We start from the raw sequence: 16,138 nt of genomic DNA, 5'->3' as shown, positions 1-16,138 counted from the left end.
CTATGAGGCTGGGTGCCTGCGAGCCTCTCATGTATTATGAGCAGGAAATACTGACACGGAGAAGACCTGCAATGTCACAGCCAGACGCCATTATTCGTATAAAAAATTTACGCTTGCGTACCTTCATCGGTATCAAAGAGGAAGAGATCGCCAACCGTCAGGATATTGTCATTAACGTGGTGATTCACTACCCCGCAGATAAAGCGCGGGCCAGCGAAGACATCAACGACGCGCTTAACTACCGCACAATAACCAAAAACATCATTCAGTACGTGGAGAATAACCGCTTCTCCCTGCTGGAAAAATTAACTCAGGATGTGCTCGATATCGCACGCGAACATCACTGGGTCACTTATGCTGAAGTTGAGATCGATAAACTTCACGCCCTGCGCTACGCCGATTCCGTCTCCATGACGTTAAGCTGGCGGCGCCAGGCGTAAACCTGGAGGTTGTATGAAGATTTTGCTGACCGGCGGTACAGGCCTGATTGGTCGTCACCTCATTGCGCGTCTGCAGGCCTTGCATCACGACATCACCGTGGTCACGCGCAGCCCGGAGAAAGCGCGTCAGGTGCTGGGGGCGGGTGTCGATATCTGGAAAAATCTGGCCGATCAGCAAAATCTGGACGGCTTCGACGCCGTCATTAACCTCGCGGGTGAACCCATCGCCGATAAGCGCTGGACGGAAGAGCAAAAACAGCTGTTATGCAGCAGCCGGTGGAACATCACCGAAAAGCTGGTCGAGCTGATCCGCAACAGCCACACGCCGCCTTCCGTGCTGATTTCGGGTTCCGCCGTGGGCTACTACGGCGATCTTGGCGAGGTGGTGGTGACCGAGGAAGAGCCGCCCCATAACGAGTTTACCCACAAACTCTGCGCCCAGTGGGAGCGTATCGCCAGTGCGGCGCAAAGCGATCGAACCCGCGTCTGCCTGCTGCGGACCGGTGTCGTTCTGGCACCGAAAGGCGGCATCCTGGCGAAGATGCTTCCCCCTTTCAGGCTCGGACTCGGGGGCCCCATTGGTAATGGCCGTCAGTATATGGCCTGGATCCACATCGACGATATGGTCAACGGTATTCTCTGGCTGCTGGATAACGATCTGCGCGGGCCGTTCAATATGGTTGCGCCATATCCGGTGCGTAATGAACAGTTTGCTCACGCGCTGGGGCATGCCCTGCACCGTCCGGCAATTTTGCGCGTGCCTGCCACGGTCATTCGTCTGCTGATGGGTGAAGCGTCTGTTCTGGTATTAGGCGGACAGAGAGCGCTGCCAAAACGACTGGAAGCGGCCGGCTTTGCGTTCCGCTGGTATGAATTAGAAGAGGCGCTGGGGGATGTGGTGCGGTGAATATGTTACAGTGACAGGCCATGTTCCGAAAATATGGCGTCACAATGGCAACGATCACCACTCCCCGGCTTTACCTCACCCCTTTCGAACCCACTGACTGGGCCTTCTTCCGCTCGCTGCGTGAAGATCGCCGCATCATGCGCTACATGGCCGCCATCGCGCCAGAAAAAGAGACCCGACGCGTGTTTGCCGCGCGACTCGCTGCTGCTCATGTGTTTGTCATTCGCGCCCGGGATGATGATACGCCGCTTGGCGATATTGGCCTGCAAATCAGCCCTGAGAATCGTGAGGAGGCCGATATCGGCTATACGGTTGTACCTGCCGCGCAAGGGAAAGGTATCGCCAGCGAGGCGCTGCGCGCGGTGTGTGATTATGCGTTCAACCAGACCGGCGTGAAGGCGATTAACGCGTACGTGCTGGCGGACAACGGCGGATCGGTGCGCGTGCTGGAGAAAGCCGGGTTTGTGCGTACGCAGGTGCTGGAAAAGGCGTATGAAATTGACGGCGTGCGCTATGACGATTGGGTCTATCGGCTGGAGTATGCCGGCCAGCAACAGAATTAGTAGGCCCGGTAAGCGAAGCGCCACCGGGCGATTGGGCTGTACTGCGGCCTGATGCCCTCACCTCGCCCCTCTCCCACAGGGAGAGGGAGAAGCAAACCTACTTCAACGACCCCTTCAGGAACTGCTGCAAACGCGGGCTTTGCGGGTTCGCCAGCACCTCGTCCGGATGCCCCTGCTCTTCAATTTTCCCCTGGTGCAGGAAAATCACGTGGTTCGAGACGTTACGGGCGAAGCCCATCTCGTGCGTCACCACCACCATCGTTTTGCCCTCTTCAGCCAGCTTCTGCATGATGCGCAGCACTTCGCCAACGAGTTCCGGGTCGAGCGCGGAGGTCGGTTCGTCGAACAGCAGCACCTCGGGTTCCATCGCCAGCGCGCGCGCGATGGAGACACGCTGCTGCTGACCGCCGGAGAGATGCACCGGGTATTTCATCTGCTGGCGCTCGTCGATGCCCACTTTCGCCAGATATTTCACCGCACGCTCGCGGGCTTCCTGCTTGCTCAGCCCCAGTACCTGAACCGGCGCTTCCATCACGTTCTCCAGCACCGTCATGTGGCTCCAGAGGTTGAAGTGCTGGAACACCATCGTCAGGCGCGTACGCAGCAGGCGCAGCTGGTGTTTATCCGCCACCTTCAGCTGGCCGTCTTTGTCACGCACCAGGTTGATGTTCTGCCCGCTCACCACGATCGAGCCTTCGCTCGGCTTTTCGAGGAAGTTAATGCAGCGCAGGAAAGTACTTTTACCCGAGCCGGATGAACCGATGATACTGATTACATCGCCTGCGTTAGCCTGCAGCGACACCCCTTTCAGCACTTCATGTTCGCCGTAGCGTTTGTGCAAATCAATAACGTTTAATTTGTTCTCAGCCATCATCTTTCTCAGTGCGTCGAAGAAGGTTTTATATGCTGCAACCAGCGTTTTTCAGCCTTACGGAACAGGCTAATCAAAACATAAGAGATAATTAAATAGAGCACCGCCGCAATGCCAAACGCGGTAAACGGCTGATAGGTCGCGGAGTTAATATCGCGCGCGATTTTGAGCAGATCCGGCACCGTCGCGGTAAAGGCAAGCGCGGTGGAGTGCAGCATCAAAATCACTTCGTTACTGTACGCCGGTAACGCGATACGCAATGCCGACGGCAGAATAATGCAGCGATAAAGTTTCACTGAGGAAAAGCCGTACGCGCGCGCCGCCTCAATTTCACCGTACGGAACCGAACGAATGGCTCCCGCGAAAATCTCGGTGGTATAGGCGCAGGTGTTGAGCGTCAACGCCAGCACCGTACAGTTCAGACCGCTGCGGAAGAACGCATTCAGCATCTCAGTGCCTTTTACGATCTCAAGCGTATACATCCCCGAATAGAACACCAGCAGCTGTACGTACAGCGGCGTACCGCGAAACACGTAGGTAAACAGCCAGATCGGGAACTGGATAAATTTATTGTTCGACACGCGGCCAATGGCAAGAAACACCGCCAGAATGCCGCCCATCACCACGGAGGAGATCAGCAGCCAGAGCGTAATCGCCACGCCGGTAAAGCGGTAGCCATCTGTCCACAGCAGCGATTTCCAGTATTCCTGAATGATCTCAATCACAGGTCAGCCCTCTTCACACCCACGGAGTAGCGACGCTCGAGCAGAAGCAGCACACCATTGGAGACGGTCGTAAAGACCAGATAAATCACGCCGCAGACCACCGCAAAGTAGAACGGCTCCCAGGTGCTCTTGCCCGCCAGCTGAGTCGCTTTCACGACGTCTTCCAGACCGAGCAGCGAGACCAGCGCTGTCGCTTTGAGGATAACCTGCCAGTTGTTGCCGATGCCCGGAAGCGCATAACGCATCATGGCCGGGAACATAATCCGACGAAACGTTTGTGAAGAGGTAAAACCAAATGCGGTTGCCGCCTCAATGTGGCCCTTCGGCACGGCCATGTAAGCACCGCGGAAGGTTTCGGTGAAGTAGGCACCGTAGATAAAACCGAGGGTAATAATACCGGCCACCATCGGGTCGATATCAATTTGTCCCATGCCCATCGCGTCCGTCACGCTGTTCAGCGCAATCTGCAGACCGTAAAAGATAAGCAGCATCAGCACCAGATCGGGAACGCCGCGAATAAGCGTGGTGTAGCCTTCAAAAATTAGCGCCAGCGGTTTGTTAGCCGAAAGCTTCGCCCCTGCGCCTGCCAGACCTATCAGCACCGCCAGCACCACGGAGCTGATAGCCAGCTCAAGGGTGACAAGCGCGCCATGTAAAATAACGCCAGAAAATCCGTACAGCATACCGCGAGCCCTGTCGTATCGTGAGTGGTGGAACCGTGTCTTTCCCCCTCCCACGGAGGGAGGGGCCGCACGTTATTTGACGGGGCGATTAGCCGCCGTAAACATTAAAATCAAAGTACTTTTTCGCCAGCTTGTCGTAGGTGCCGTCAGCGCGCATTTCAGCAAACGCTTTGTTCAGCGCCTCACGCAGCTCATTGTCTTCTTTGCGCAGGCCCATACCGGTGCCCACACCAAACAGCTTCACGTCCTTAATGGACGGGCCGCCAAACTTGTAATCTTTACCGACCGGCGTTTTCAGGAAGCCTTCGCTTGCCGCGACTTCATCCTGGAATGCCGCATCAATTCGGCCTGCCGTCAGGTCAGCGTAGATATTTTCCTGGCCCTGATAGGAGACGATTTCAATCCCCTTCGGCGCCCAGTGTTCGTTACCGTAGGTTTCCTGGGTAGTGCCCTGCAGCACGCCGACACGTTTACCTTTCAGGGACTCCAGCGTTGGCTGAACGTCAGACGATTTAGCCACCACCAGACGAGAATCGGCCGCGTAGAGTTTGTCTGTGAAGGCAATCTCCTGCTGGCGTTTTTCGGTGATGGAGAGGGAGGACATGATCACGTCGATTTTTTTCGCTTTCAGGGACGGGATCAGCGCATCCAGCGGGTTCTCAACGTAGGTACACTGTGCTTTGATGCGTTTGCACAGCTCATTGGCCAGATCGATGTCAAAACCAACCAGTTCACCCTTTGAATTCTTCGATTCGAACGGCGCATAGGTGGGATCGGTACCGATCCGAATTTTCTGCGGAATGGCTGCGAATGCCGCGGTAGCGCTGGAAAAGGCCAGCACCAGAGATAGTGACAACACGAGTTTTTTCATATTTGTCCTCAACAAACTGTCTTCATACGGGTTTTTTACGACGACGGGGTGGTGCTAATGTGCCATTAATTCCTTCTGACAGGCAAAGACTAATGCCCTTCAGGCGGGAATTTTTGCATTATAAATGCGTAAGTATGCACAAAGCGATCCAATACGGTGCAACGAACGCACCGTATTGGGTCAACCGTTCCCGTAACGCACCTTTCCGGTGCGTTAGCGTCAGGTATTATTCACCGTATACGTTGAAGTCGAAGTATTTCTTCGCCAGTTTGTCGTAAGTACCGTCTTTACGCAGCTCTGCAAAGGCTTTGTCGAAGGCGGCTTTCAGCTCGGTATCATCCTTACGCAGGCCAATACCGGTGCCGTCACCAAAGTATTTTTTGTCTTTCACCGACGGGCCCGCAAACGCGTAGTCTTTCCCCGCAGGCTGTTTCAGGAAGCCTTCACTCGCGGCGACTTCATCCTGGAATGCCGCATCCAGACGGCCTGCCGCCAGGTCAGAATAGATCAGATCCTGGTTCTGGTAAGCCACCACGTCGACACCCTTCTCACGCCAGGTGGCATTGGCATAACCTTCCTGGGTCGATCCCTGAAGCACGCCAACATGCTTGCCTTTCAGCGAGTCGATGGTTGGCTTAATCGGGGAGCCTTTTGGCGCAATCAGGCGAGAATCCGCGGCGTAGAGCTTGTCAGAGAAGGCAATCTCCTGCTGGCGTTTTTCGGTGATGGAGAGAGAAGAGATAATGGCGTCGATTTTCTTGGCTTTCAGCGACGGGATTAACGCGTCAAAGTCGCTGCCCACCCATGTGCATTTCACCGCAATGCGCTTGCACATTTCATTTCCCAGATCGATATCAAACCCCACGAAATCGCCTTTCGCATCCTTGGAAGAGAATGGCGCGTAGGTTGCGTCTGTACCGATACGAACCGTCTGTGGAAGCGCTGCGTAGCTACCTGCTGCCGCACTTAACCCCACGAGCAAAGACAGAGCCAGAACCGTCTTCTTCATACATTTACCCTCAAGTACCGTGATTTTATTATGTATTGTGTTGTGTTGCAGGCTTCATCTTGCAGGTCTTATGCCACATTGCCGTCTGGTCAAAACTTCGACGTTAAATATGTTAATAAAACGTTGCGATACTGCCTTAATGGTGAAAGATAGCAGGTCTGCCGAACGAACCGGAGAGAGAAAAAGGGAAAAAACGAATTAAATGTCGAGGATATGATCGCCGTTGCATAATTGCCCTGAAACAGGGCAACTTGTCTTTTCATGCACCTGGTTTGTGCACAGATTCAGGCACCCTGCCAGCGGGTGAAGAGATCTTCAGGCAGGTCGATGTCAAACTGATCCAGCACGCGGTTAACGGTCTGATTAATCACGTCATCCAGCGAGGTCGGGCGATGATAAAATGCCGGTACCGGCGGCATGATGATGGCTCCCAGCTCCGCAGCCTGCGTCATTAAGCGCAGATGGCCCAGGTGCAGCGGCGTTTCCCGCACGCAGAGCACCAGAGGACGACGCTCCTTCAGCACCACATCCGCCGCGCGCGTTACCAGGGTATCGGTATAGCTGTTCACAATGCCGGAGAGCGTTTTAATGGAACAGGGCAGGATAACCATGCCAGCCGTTTTAAACGAGCCTGAGGAGATGCTGGCGGCGATATCACGGGCATCGTGAACCACGTCCGCCAGTGCCTGAACATCGCGCAGGGAGAGATCGGTTTCCAGAGAGAGGGTCTGACGCGCCGCCTGGCTCATCACCAGATGGGTCTCGACTTCCGCCACGTTACGCAGAACCTGTAACAGACGTACGCCGTAAATCGCGCCGCTGGCGCCGCTGAGCCCAACAATGAGTCGTTTCATGATTTTCGCCCTTACTGATTTCAGGGCAGACTGTGCAGGATTTTGCGGGGAGTTGCAAGTGAGGGCATTCGCCCTCACCTGCCGGAGCATCAACCTTCGTTGTGCATCTCTAAACTTTCGAGATCGTTCTGCATCTGGACGGCTTTCGCATCGTCGTTGCGCAGCGAATCAAGATAGTCGAGGTACTGCTGGTCAACGTCTTTGGTCACGTAAATACCGTTGAACACGGAGCATTCAAACTGCTGAATTTCAGGGTTCTCGGCACGCACCGCGTCGATGAGATCGTTCAGATCCTGGAAAATCAGGCCGTCGGCACCGATGATCTGGCGAATTTCATCCACTTCACGCCCGTGAGCGATCAGCTCGTTGGCGGTTGGCATATCGATGCCGTACACGTTCGGGAAGCGAATCTCCGGCGCAGCAGAGGCCAGATAGACTTTCTTCGCACCCGCTTCGCGCGCCATCTCGATAATCTGCTCAGAGGTGGTGCCACGAACAATGGAGTCATCCACCAGCAGAACGTTCTTATCGCGGAATTCCGCGCGGTTGGCGTTCAGCTTGCGGCGCACTGACTTACGGCGCAGATGCTGCCCCGGCATGATAAACGTGCGGCCAACGTAGCGGTTCTTCACGAAGCCCTGACGGTATGGCTTGTCCAGAATGCGGGCGATCTCCAGCGCGATATCGCAGGAGGTCTCCGGGATAGGAATCACAACGTCGATGTCGAGATCGTCCCACTCGCGGGCAATCTTCTCGCCGAGCTTCGTGCCCATGTTGACGCGCGCGCTGTAGACGGAAATCTTGTCGATGAAGGAATCCGGACGGGCAAAGTAAACGTATTCAAACAGGCACGGGTTGCTGACCGGGTTGTCGGCACACTGGCGGGTAAACAGCTGGCCCTTCTCGGTGATGTAGACCGCTTCGCCCGGCGCAACGTCGCGCAGGAATTCGAAGCCCAGGGTATCCAGCGCCACGCTCTCAGAGGCAACCATATATTCAGTACGGCCATCGCCGAGGTCGCGCTTACCGAGCACCAGCGGACGAATGCCGTTAGGATCGCGGAAGGCGACCATACCGTGACCGATGATCATCGCAACGCAGGCGTACGCGCCGCGGATCTGACGGTTTGTCGCGGCAATCGCGGCAAAAATGTTGTCTGCTTCCAGCGGATAGTGACGGAAGTTATCCAGCTCGCTGGCGAACACATTGAGCAGGATTTCAGAATCAGAGGTGGTGTTAATGTGGCGACGTTTCTCTTCGAACAGCTTTTTACGCAGCTCATGCGCGTTGGTCAGGTTTCCGTTATGAGCAAGAGTAATGCCATACGGTGAGTTGACGTAGAAAGGCTGTGCCTCAGAGGCGCTGGAACTGCCAGCAGTAGGATAACGAACGTGACCGATCCCCATATTACCTTGCAGACGCTGCATATGGCGGGCTTCAAACACATCGTTTACCAGGCCATTCGCCTTGCGTAAACGGAAGCAGTTGTTTGCATCAATGGTGATGATACCCGCAGCATCCTGCCCACGGTGCTGAAGCACCGTTAACGCGTCATAAATCGACTGGTTTACCGGCATGAAACCGGCGATACCGACAATACCGCACATTCGTCTTTTCCTCGTTAAGCCACATCTCAGGGTTTATGCCCTGGGCAAAAAACTTGACGAGCTTTGCAGATAGTCAAAGAACCATCTGATGATGAAGCTGAACTCTGGAATGAGCTGCGATTTTTGCCAGTCTTCGCTTTTGGAGAACCCGGTGAAGGTATCCAGGAAGAACAGGATCGCGGCCACAATCAGCACGCCTCGTAATGCCCCGAAACAGATCCCGAGCACCCTGTCCGTTCCTGACAGACCGGTTTTCTCGACCAGCTGACCTATCACGTAATTCACGATAGCGCCGACAATCAGCGTTGCGATAAACAGCACCGCGATAGCGATTCCATTTCGGACCAGTTCATCTTCAAAGCCCGTGAACCAGACAGACAGGTAAGTGTAGTAATGACTGGCAACAAAGAAAGCACAACCCCATGTCACCAGCGATAACGCTTCACGAACAAAGCCACGGATCAGGCTAACCAGACAGGAAAAACCAATCACCGCAATGATGGCGTAATCAATCCAGACCATATGTGTCCCACGATTTAACGCCCTGTCATCCAGTTCGGGGCGAATTCTAACAGAAAAAGAAAACGTTTGCGTAGGGATTTCCTTCCCGCGCGTAAATAAAAAAGGCGCTGAAAAAATGTTCAACGCCACGGTCCATTTGACGTCTCTGTGGACGTCTGCTCCCCCCTCACCCCAACCCTCTCCCTCAAGGGAGAGGGAGCAAACCATTCCGGGAATGGGTAAGATCTTATCAGTTCGCGCTGTAGCCCATCACCACACCGCTCAGGCCGGAGATCTGCTTCAGCTCACCGAGCGAACCTTTAAGCTTATCTTTGGACGCTTCTGGCCCCACGAGGATACGGGTAATTTTACCCTGCACCGGCGTGGAAGGTGAAGTGTAAACACGATATCCCGCACTGCGCAGTTTGCTCACGACCTCGTTGACCTTATCGGCGTTTTTCAGCGCACCAAGCTGCACCACGTAGGCTTTACCCGTTGGGGCAGCGGCATCCTGCTGCGCCGGTTTTGCTGGCGGAGGTGTCTCTGACGCCGCGGCTAGCTGTTCTGCGGCTTTATCCCGCTGCGGTTTCGGCTGCGGCTTCTCAACCGGCTTCGGTTTTTCAACCGGTTTAGGCTGCTCGACCGGCACCGGATCGATATCGCTGTTGCTCGCTGCCGCCAGGCGAGACGGATCGAGCGATGGTGCGGCGGCATCGCCTGCACGCACCTCTTCCGCCGCCCCTTCCGGCGGCTGAGCAGGCAGCGCCTGCGTCGCCGCAGGCAGCATATCCGGCTCATCGCGGTCACCCGGCTTCGGCACCAGCGGAATAGCGGCAAACTCATCCTGATAATGCTTTTTCTGCCCGTCGAGCAGACCCGGGAGAATAATCACCCCGAGCGCGACCAGCACAATGGTTCCTGTTAAACGGTTCTGAAACTTACTCGCCACCGGTTCTCCCCGCGTCCATCACTTCCATGACATGTGCCACCGTGTGGAATGACCCACACACCAGCACGGTATCTTCTGGTTTAGCATCCGCCATCGCGGCATGCCAGGCCTGAGCCACGCTACTGTAGATTGCGCCTTTGCCGAGATGTTCCATCAGTTGCTCAGCCGTCGCGCCGCGCGGCCCCTCAAGAGGAGCACAATACCAGCTATCGACCACACTCTCCATGCAGGCCAGCGTCCCGCCGATATCTTTATCATGAAGCATACCGATAACCGCCAGCACGCGCCCGGTTTTTGGTAACGAATTGAGACGTCCCGCGAGATACGCCGCCGCATGGGGGTTATGCGCCACGTCCAGAATCAGGCGCGGTGATTCGCTGACGATCTGGAAACGCCCGGGCAACAGCGCATTCTTAATGCCGTCGCGGATCGCCTGCTCGCTGACCGTGAGGCCACTGGCGCGCAGTGCCGCCAGCGCGGTTGCTGCGTTCGGCTGCGGTACCTGCGGCAGCGGCAGGTTGTCGAGCGCGCCCTGCGCGTCGCTAAAGCGCCAGCCGTTATCCTGGACCTCGTACTGCCAGTCAACGTCGCGGCGCACCAGACGCGCGCCCTTCTCGTTCGCCACGTCAGCAATGGTATGCGGCATATCCGGCTCGCCAACCACCGCGGGCTTATTTGCGCGGAAAATACCGGCCTTCTCGCGGCCAATGCTTTCACGATCCGGTCCCAGCCAGTCGATATGGTCCAGCGCGATGCTGGTGACCACCGCCACGTCCGCATCCACCATATTGGTCGCATCAAGACGTCCGCCGAGGCCAACCTCAAGAATCACCACATCCAACTGCGCCTGTTTGAACAGCCACAGCGCCGACAGGGTGCCGTATTCAAAATAGGTTAATGAGATCTCACCGCGTGCGGCTTCAATTTCCGCGAACGACGCCGTATGCGCCGATTCCGGCAGTTCGCGGTTCTGCACACGAACGCGCTCGGTATAGCGGACCAGGTGTGGCGAGCTGTACACGCCAACTTTGTAACCCGCGGCCATCAGGACAGATTCCAGCGTGCGGCAGGTCGTGCCTTTACCGTTGGTCCCCGCGACGGTGAACACGAAAGGTGCCGGTTTGAGCACATCAAGACGCGCGGCGACCTGGCTTACGCGCTCAAGCCCCATATCGATGGTTTTACTGTGCAGGTTTTCCAGATAAGAAAGCCACGCGGCCAGGGGCGACGTGGCTTGGGGAATGCTTTTATTTTCCATAATGCCCGGTTGTCATTAACAGATTAGAAAGCAAAAGGGCAGCGCCAACCGGCCCTGCCCTTTTCAGTTATCAGGCCTCGGGTTCCTGATCCGGTACCACCACGCCTTCGCGCGGCTCATCCGGGTTCGGCGCTGGCAGATTCATCAGCTTCGCCAGGATGCTCGCCAGCTTCAGGCGCATTTCCGGACGGCGGACGATCATGTCGATGGCGCCTTTCTCGATGAGGAACTCACTGCGCTGGAAGCCCGGCGGCAGTTTCTCGCGAACGGTCTGCTCGATAACGCGAGGACCGGCAAAGCCGATCAGGGCCTTAGGCTCAGCGATGTTCAGGTCGCCCAGCATCGCGAAGCTCGCGGAGACGCCGCCCATGGTTGGGTCGGTCAGCACGGAGATGTACGGCAGACCGCGCTCCTGCATTTTCGCCAGCGCAGCAGAGGTTTTCGCCATCTGCATCAGCGACATCAGCGCTTCCTGCATACGCGCACCGCCGGAGGCAGAGAAGCAGATCAGCGGACAGTTGTCTTCCAGCGCCTGCTCAACGGCACGCACGAAGCGCGCACCAACCACAGAGCCCATTGAGCCGCCCATAAAGGAGAACTCAAACGCAGCGGCAACAACCGGCATCTCATGCAGGGTGCCTTTCATGACGATCAGCGCGTCTTTCTCGCCAGTCTCTTTCTGTGCAGAGGCCAGACGATCTTTGTATTTTTTGGAATCGCGGAACTTCAGCACGTCTTTTGGCTCAAGTTCGCTACCCAGCTCTACCAGAGAGCCTTCGTCCAGCAGGCTATGCAGGCGGTTGCGCGCCGACATACGCATATGGTGGTCACACTTCGGACACACCTCAAGGTTGCGCTCCAGCTCTGCGCGATACAGAACCTGACCGCAGCTATCACACTTCGTCCATACCCCTTCAGGAATGCTCGCTTTACGCGTTGGGGTAATGTTGCTTTTAATTCGTTCAATCCAGCTCATTGATAACCTTTCTGCCTGAACCTGGTCGTTTGCCAGTTTTGCTATAAGAGGCGAATAATGCCATTTTTGCCTCCAACAGACCATGAATGTTGCACATTAAAACATAACAGCCCGAAACTTTGGATAAAAAAGTGGTCGAACCGCCAACGTGCATTTACTTCGCTTGTTTTGCCGCCGCACGTTTATGACGAATAATTTCGATAACGCCCGGCAGTACGGAAAGCACAATAATCGCTACAATCAGTAACTTAAGATTTTCCTGAACCACCGGGAGATCGCCAAACAGGTAGCCTGCATAGGTAAACAACAGCACCCACAACAGCGCCCCCACGACGTTATACATGGCAAAATGACGATAGGACATATGCCCCATTCCCGCCACAAACGGTGCAAATGTGCGCACAATAGGCACAAAGCGCGCAAGGATAATGGTTTTTCCGCCATGGCGTTCATAAAACGCATGGGTTTTGTCTAAATAGCTGCGACGGAAAATTTTCGAATCCGGATTGCTGAACAGCCGCTCACCGAATACGCGTCCAATCGTGTAGTTGACCGCATCACCGACAATAGCGGCAATCACCATCAGCACCACCATAAGATGCACGTTCAGATCGTTAGTGGGTAACGCCGATAGCGCGCCGGCAACGAACAGCAGGGAATCCCCTGGCAGGAATGGGGTAACGACCAGACCGGTTTCACAAAACAGAATGAGGAACAGAATAGCGTAAACCCAGACGCCATACTGCGCGACCAGCTCCGCCAGGTGAACATCAATATGCAGGATGAAATCAATCAAAAAACGAATTACGTCCATATTGTCTAAGCCCTAATTGCACCTTTGTTTAGTCCGCTAAAAAAAGCGGGCCCATTGGCGGTTTCGGCAGGTCAAACCGATCCGGATAGTCTACCGAGACCAGATACAACCCTTCCGCTTTCGCCGTAGCTGCCGCAAGCGTTCTGTCCTTCGCTGCCAGCAGGTCTGCAATCCAGCTCTCCGGCTGGTGTCCGGCGCCCACTTCCATCAGGCTGCCCACAATATTCCGAACCATATGATGTACAAAGGCATTGGCTTTGATATCCACCACCACATACGCGCCAAAACGGCTGACGTTTATGTGCATGACGTTTCGCCACGGCGTGCGGGACTGACACTGCACCGCACGAAACGACGTAAAGTCATTTTCACCAATCAGACACTGCGCCGCGCGATGCATACGTTCTGCATCAAGCGGCTCATAAAAATGCGTCACGCCCTGGCTTAACACCGCCGGACGCAGGCGCTGGTTGTAGATGACATAACGATAGCGACGCGCCGTGGCGCTGAAACGCGCGTGAAAATCATCCGGCACAGCTTTTACCCAACGCACCGCAATGTCACCAGGCAAATTCGCATTTACACCCAGGGTCCAGGCGGCATCCTTACGCACGGCGGTGGTTTCAAAGTGCACGACCTGCCCCGTACCGTGAACACCCGCGTCCGTACGTCCTGCACACAGGACGTTAATCGGCTCGTTTGCCACCTGAGAGAGCGCTTTTTCCAGCTTCTCCTGGACGCTGCGCACCTCGTTCTGACGCTGCCAGCCATAATACTTACTGCCGTCGTACTCAATGCCGAGGGCAATTCTATGGACCGGCTTTTGTTCCACGTCTGACATCAGTACAGGTACTCCTGCACCAGTTTTTCAGCGATTTTGACCGCCATCAGCGCGCCGCCAAAGCGAACGTTGTCGGCAACGGACCAGAACTGAACCTGTTCCGGCATGCCGTAATCGTTACGCACGCAGCCAACGGAAAGATGCGCGCTGCCGGTGGCATCGCCCACCTGGGTCGGGAACTCGCTCTCTTCAGAGAGCACGATGTCTTCACCGCGGCCAAACGCATCGCGCGCCTCTTCTGCTGCCAGCGGACGCAGCGCTTCAAAGCCGACCATCTGCGCGTGGCCGTAAAAGACCGGGGACTGCACGACGTTCGCAGAGATCATCAGGCCATCGTCCTGCAAAATCTTACGCACTTCATCGACGATACGACGCTCTTCGCGCACGGAACCCTCGCGGTCCGGCAGCAGCGGCAGCATGTTGAACGCCAGCTGGCGGCCAAAGAAATCATCTTCATCAATCGGGATACCGTTCAGCAGCTTCGCGCTCTGCCCGGCCAGCGCGTCAACGGCCTTTTTACCGTTCGCGGACGCGGACAGCAGGCTGGTGACGGTAATGCGCGACAGGCCGCCGTCGTCGATCAGCGGTTTCAGGGCAGTCAGCAGCTGGCTGGTCAGGCTGTTCGGCACCGCAATGACGTTACGGTTGCGGTAGTCAGCCAGCACAAACGGGTTCACGTCCGGCACCACCAGCGGCACATCCGGCTCCATCGAGAACAGGCCGCTCAGGTCGATCACCAGACAGCCTGCATTGGTCGCCTCTTCAATGTACGCAGCAGTGGCTTCAGCGCCCGCAGCGAAAAACGCCAGCTGCGCCTGGGTCCAGTCGAATGCTGCCGCGTCCTGGACCATCACGGATTTACTGTTAAAACGCAGATGCTCACCTGCACTGTCGGTACGCGCCAGCGCATAGATATCGCCCACCGGGAACTGACGCTCAGCAAGGGTTTCGAGCAGGGCTTCGCCCACGGCACCCGTGGCACCTAAAATGGCAATGTTCCAGCCTTCAGACATGGTGGTTTACTCCAGAAATAAAAAAGCGTCCCTGTCGGAGTATCCGACAGGGAGCATTAAGAAGACATTAACGTGCCGGATGATGAACGGCGTTAAACCCCAACTTATGCAGCAGCGTCGCCGCCGACGCGTCGTCGCACATCACATACAGGGAAGACCACTCGCGGCGCTCAACATAGTTCTTGCGCAGCTTATCAAACTCACCCGGGATCCCCGCCACTTTACGCAGCAGCGCATCATCGCGGCGCACATCATACACCAAATGCACCAGCCTTTTCAGCGTTGCCTGATCGAGCGGACCATGCAGGGTAATGCGGCCAAATTCAGGCGCGGGGAGTAAGGTATCCAGCGCCACCTGCTGCGGATGGCCGATAAAAGCGCTGTAGGCCTCGAAGACCTGCGTCGTGCCGCGCGCTTTCCCCTCGAGGGTATAACCGGCGATATGCGCTGTGCCCACGTCCACCTTGTTAAGCAACTCAACGTTGAGATCCGGCTCCGGCTCCCAGACGTCCAGCACCACGCTGAGGTTTTGTCCTTCATTCAGACATGTCAGCAGCGCAGCGTTATCTACAACCGGACCACGGCAGGCATTTATCAGAATAGTGCCAGACTTCAGACGACGGATCAGCGCCTCGTCAGCAAGATGCAGCGACTTATACGGCCCCTCTTTAAACAGCGGCGTGTGGAAAGTCAGCACGTCGCACTGTTCGACCAGCTCGTCCAGCGAGCGGAAGTCCCCGTCATCACCGTTGTCTTTGCGCGGCGGATCGCACAGCAGCGTGCGGATCCCTAACGCTTCAAGACGCTTTTGCAGGCGTCCGCCGACGTTACCCACGCCAACAATCCCCACGGTGCGGTCCTTCAGCGCAAACCCGTCGCGCTCGGCCAGCATCAGCAGCGAGGAGAAAACGTATTCCACAACGGCAATGGCGTTACAGCCCGGCGCGGCGGAAAAACCGATTCCAGCCTGCTTCAGCCACTTATCATCCACATGATCGGTCCCTGCCGTTGCGGTTCCGACAAACTTAATCGCTTTACCGGCGAGCAACGCCTCATTTACTTTGGTCACCGAGCGCACCATCAGCGCGTCTGCGTCATCCAGTTCGTTGACCGGGATCGGGCGACCAGGGACAGCCTTAACGTTACCCAGGCGGCTAAACAGCTCACGGGCATAAGGCATATTTTCATCAACGAGGATTTTCACGTCTGAGTACCTGTTTGAGAGGAAGAAAACCTGCCAAGTGTGCCATAATCTG

General features: G+C 56.0%; 18 protein-coding genes. 3 read left to right on the top strand and 15 right to left on the bottom strand.

Annotated features, from left to right (window positions below; translation table 11 throughout):
• Positions 1 to 71: 71 nt before the first annotated feature.
• Genes folX through DOU50_RS23375 form a run of 3 tightly spaced genes read left to right on the top strand, consistent with a single transcriptional unit; the run spans position 72 to position 1,910 of the window.
• Positions 72 to 440 (top strand): dihydroneopterin triphosphate 2'-epimerase, encoded by a 369-nt coding sequence (gene folX, locus DOU50_RS23385; protein ID WP_023312555.1) that lies wholly within the window; start codon positions 72 to 74, stop codon positions 438 to 440.
• A gap of 13 nt (positions 441 to 453) precedes the next feature.
• A complete protein-coding gene (locus DOU50_RS23380) occupies positions 454 to 1,347 on the top strand; it encodes a TIGR01777 family oxidoreductase (protein WP_045908733.1) in 894 nt (297 codons plus the stop codon).
• 44 nt (positions 1,348 to 1,391) lie between these two features.
• Positions 1,392 to 1,910, top strand: coding sequence for a GNAT family N-acetyltransferase (locus tag DOU50_RS23375; RefSeq protein ID WP_048992660.1), 519 nt, complete (start codon positions 1,392 to 1,394; stop codon positions 1,908 to 1,910).
• Positions 1,911 to 2,007: 97 nt separating this feature from the next.
• Here the strand turns inward: DOU50_RS23375 and hisP are convergent, their stop codons facing one another.
• The 15 genes from hisP to pdxB form a co-directional block, all read right to left on the bottom strand.
• On the bottom strand, positions 2,008 to 2,781 hold the full coding sequence (gene hisP / locus DOU50_RS23370) for a histidine ABC transporter ATP-binding protein HisP (RefSeq protein ID WP_010433274.1): 774 nt from the start codon (positions 2,779 to 2,781) through the stop codon (positions 2,008 to 2,010).
• Positions 2,782 to 2,789: 8 nt separating this feature from the next.
• The gene (locus DOU50_RS23365) at positions 2,790 to 3,506 is read right to left on the bottom strand and encodes an ABC transporter permease (protein ID WP_008502590.1); all 717 of its coding nucleotides are present in this window, start codon (positions 3,504 to 3,506) and stop codon (positions 2,790 to 2,792) included.
• A complete protein-coding gene (locus DOU50_RS23360; protein ID WP_024908951.1) occupies positions 3,503 to 4,189 on the bottom strand; it encodes a histidine ABC transporter permease HisQ in 687 nt (228 codons plus the stop codon). Before DOU50_RS23360 ends, DOU50_RS23365 begins: the two co-directional genes overlap by 4 nt.
• A gap of 88 nt (positions 4,190 to 4,277) precedes the next feature.
• Positions 4,278 to 5,060: a histidine ABC transporter substrate-binding protein HisJ gene (gene hisJ, locus DOU50_RS23355; protein WP_024908950.1), complete on the bottom strand. Its 783-nt coding sequence runs from the start codon at positions 5,058 to 5,060 to the stop codon at positions 4,278 to 4,280.
• 226 nt (positions 5,061 to 5,286) lie between these two features.
• A complete protein-coding gene (gene argT / locus DOU50_RS23350; RefSeq protein WP_023312560.1) occupies positions 5,287 to 6,069 on the bottom strand; it encodes a lysine/arginine/ornithine ABC transporter substrate-binding protein ArgT in 783 nt (260 codons plus the stop codon).
• A gap of 284 nt (positions 6,070 to 6,353) precedes the next feature.
• Positions 6,354 to 6,923: a UbiX family flavin prenyltransferase gene (locus DOU50_RS23345; RefSeq protein WP_029740194.1), complete on the bottom strand. Its 570-nt coding sequence runs from the start codon at positions 6,921 to 6,923 to the stop codon at positions 6,354 to 6,356.
• An 89-nt stretch (positions 6,924 to 7,012) separates the two neighbouring features.
• Positions 7,013 to 8,530, bottom strand: a complete 1,518-nt coding sequence (purF, locus tag DOU50_RS23340) for an amidophosphoribosyltransferase (RefSeq protein ID WP_024908947.1) — start codon at positions 8,528 to 8,530, stop codon at positions 7,013 to 7,015.
• 33 nt (positions 8,531 to 8,563) lie between these two features.
• The gene (cvpA, locus tag DOU50_RS23335) at positions 8,564 to 9,052 is read right to left on the bottom strand and encodes a colicin V production protein (RefSeq protein WP_000262116.1); all 489 of its coding nucleotides are present in this window, start codon (positions 9,050 to 9,052) and stop codon (positions 8,564 to 8,566) included.
• A gap of 229 nt (positions 9,053 to 9,281) precedes the next feature.
• Complete coding sequence (gene dedD, locus DOU50_RS23330; RefSeq protein ID WP_148770464.1) at positions 9,282 to 9,980, bottom strand: cell division protein DedD; 699 nt, start codon at positions 9,978 to 9,980, stop codon at positions 9,282 to 9,284.
• Positions 9,970 to 11,238 carry a bifunctional tetrahydrofolate synthase/dihydrofolate synthase gene (gene folC / locus DOU50_RS23325; RefSeq protein ID WP_024908945.1) on the bottom strand — a complete coding sequence of 423 codons (1,269 nt, stop codon included), beginning with the start codon at positions 11,236 to 11,238 and terminating at the stop codon, positions 9,970 to 9,972. The genes dedD and folC overlap by 11 nt, the downstream gene beginning before the upstream one ends.
• 70 nt (positions 11,239 to 11,308) lie before the next feature.
• Positions 11,309 to 12,214 carry an acetyl-CoA carboxylase, carboxyltransferase subunit beta gene (gene accD, locus DOU50_RS23320; RefSeq protein ID WP_003861408.1) on the bottom strand — a complete coding sequence of 302 codons (906 nt, stop codon included), beginning with the start codon at positions 12,212 to 12,214 and terminating at the stop codon, positions 11,309 to 11,311.
• A gap of 154 nt (positions 12,215 to 12,368) precedes the next feature.
• Positions 12,369 to 13,028, bottom strand: coding sequence for a DedA family protein (locus DOU50_RS23315; protein ID WP_008502599.1), 660 nt, complete (start codon positions 13,026 to 13,028; stop codon positions 12,369 to 12,371).
• Positions 13,029 to 13,056: 28 nt separating this feature from the next.
• Positions 13,057 to 13,869 carry a tRNA pseudouridine(38-40) synthase TruA gene (gene truA / locus DOU50_RS23310; protein ID WP_023312566.1) on the bottom strand — a complete coding sequence of 271 codons (813 nt, stop codon included), beginning with the start codon at positions 13,867 to 13,869 and terminating at the stop codon, positions 13,057 to 13,059.
• Positions 13,869 to 14,882 (bottom strand): aspartate-semialdehyde dehydrogenase, encoded by a 1,014-nt coding sequence (locus DOU50_RS23305; protein ID WP_148770463.1) that lies wholly within the window; start codon positions 14,880 to 14,882, stop codon positions 13,869 to 13,871. The genes truA and DOU50_RS23305 overlap by 1 nt, the downstream gene beginning before the upstream one ends.
• A 67-nt stretch (positions 14,883 to 14,949) precedes the next feature.
• A complete protein-coding gene (gene pdxB / locus DOU50_RS23300) occupies positions 14,950 to 16,086 on the bottom strand; it encodes a 4-phosphoerythronate dehydrogenase PdxB (RefSeq protein WP_148770461.1) in 1,137 nt (378 codons plus the stop codon).
• Between the last annotated feature and the right edge of the window lie 52 nt (positions 16,087 to 16,138).

The sequence above is a fragment of the Enterobacter sp. C6 genome, assembly GCF_008122455.1.
Taxonomy (GTDB): domain Bacteria; phylum Pseudomonadota; class Gammaproteobacteria; order Enterobacterales; family Enterobacteriaceae; genus Enterobacter; species Enterobacter pseudoroggenkampii.
This window is presented reverse-complemented; position numbering and strand designations above follow the sequence as displayed.

Bases quoted from the DNA above. Each gene is read 5' to 3' on its own strand.
- folX (WP_023312555.1), top strand. From the start codon at position 72: ATGTCACAGCCAGACGCCATTATTCGTATAAAAAATTTACGCTTGCGT.
- DOU50_RS23380 (WP_045908733.1), top strand. From the start codon at position 454: ATGAAGATTTTGCTGACCGGCGGTACAGGCCTGATTGGTCGTCACCTC.
- DOU50_RS23375 (WP_048992660.1), top strand. From the start codon at position 1,392: ATGGCAACGATCACCACTCCCCGGCTTTACCTCACCCCTTTCGAACCC.
- hisP (WP_010433274.1), bottom strand. From the start codon at position 2,781: ATGGCTGAGAACAAATTAAACGTTATTGATTTGCACAAACGCTACGGC.
- DOU50_RS23360 (WP_024908951.1), bottom strand. From the start codon at position 4,189: ATGCTGTACGGATTTTCTGGCGTTATTTTACATGGCGCGCTTGTCACC.
- hisJ (WP_024908950.1), bottom strand. From the start codon at position 5,060: ATGAAAAAACTCGTGTTGTCACTATCTCTGGTGCTGGCCTTTTCCAGC.
- argT (WP_023312560.1), bottom strand. From the start codon at position 6,069: ATGAAGAAGACGGTTCTGGCTCTGTCTTTGCTCGTGGGGTTAAGTGCG.
- DOU50_RS23345 (WP_029740194.1), bottom strand. From the start codon at position 6,923: ATGAAACGACTCATTGTTGGGCTCAGCGGCGCCAGCGGCGCGATTTAC.
- purF (WP_024908947.1), bottom strand. From the start codon at position 8,530: ATGTGCGGTATTGTCGGTATCGCCGGTTTCATGCCGGTAAACCAGTCG.
- cvpA (WP_000262116.1), bottom strand. From the start codon at position 9,052: ATGGTCTGGATTGATTACGCCATCATTGCGGTGATTGGTTTTTCCTGT.
- folC (WP_024908945.1), bottom strand. From the start codon at position 11,238: ATGGAAAATAAAAGCATTCCCCAAGCCACGTCGCCCCTGGCCGCGTGG.
- accD (WP_003861408.1), bottom strand. From the start codon at position 12,214: ATGAGCTGGATTGAACGAATTAAAAGCAACATTACCCCAACGCGTAAA.
- DOU50_RS23315 (WP_008502599.1), bottom strand. From the start codon at position 13,028: ATGGACGTAATTCGTTTTTTGATTGATTTCATCCTGCATATTGATGTT.
- truA (WP_023312566.1), bottom strand. From the start codon at position 13,869: ATGTCAGACGTGGAACAAAAGCCGGTCCATAGAATTGCCCTCGGCATT.
- DOU50_RS23305 (WP_148770463.1), bottom strand. From the start codon at position 14,882: ATGTCTGAAGGCTGGAACATTGCCATTTTAGGTGCCACGGGTGCCGTG.